Origin of the sequence: Flavobacterium sp. F52 (assembly GCF_000278705.1) — a bacterium.
In the GTDB taxonomy this organism is placed as follows: domain Bacteria; phylum Bacteroidota; class Bacteroidia; order Flavobacteriales; family Flavobacteriaceae; genus Flavobacterium; species Flavobacterium anhuiense.
In genome coordinates this window covers 1-505 of sequence record NZ_AKZQ01000009.1, presented here as the reverse complement: position 1 = coordinate 505, position 505 = coordinate 1, and the positions used below count along the sequence as shown (strand labels likewise).

Sequence of the window (505 nt, the reverse complement as noted above, 5' to 3'; positions counted from 1 at the left end):
TTATAATCCGTATTCAAAAGAAAAAGAAAGTTTGGGTAAGATTTTGTTTTTTGATCCAAGATTATCGCAAAGCGGACAAATTGCATGCGCTTCGTGCCACAATCCTGAACTGGGCTGGACAGATAATTTAACGCGTTCATTTGGCCACGACAGGCAAACCGGAAAACGCAATTCGATGACCATTTTAAATTCGGCGTATGCCACTTCCCTGTTTTGGGATGGACGTGCGTCAAGTCTTGAAGATCAAGCGCAGTTTCCTGTTCAGGATCCTTTAGAAATGAATGAAAAATTGACGATTGCTGTTGACAAAATTGCAAAAATAAAAGGTTACAATTCTTTATTCACGGAGGCTTTTGGAGACAAAAAAGTGACTTTAGAGCGAATTCAATACGCTATTGCTACTTTCGAAAGATCGATTAATAGTCCGAAAAGTAAATTTGATCAGTTTGTAAGCGGAAAATCAGACATTTATACCGATCAGCAAGTAAATGGAATGCATTTGTTT

1 protein-coding gene is annotated in these 505 nt (G+C 38.0%); it reads left to right on the top strand.

From position 1 onward, the window contains the following. A partial coding sequence (locus FF52_RS04300; protein ID WP_008463249.1) for a cytochrome-c peroxidase occupies window positions 1-505 on the top strand: 505 nt, incomplete at both ends.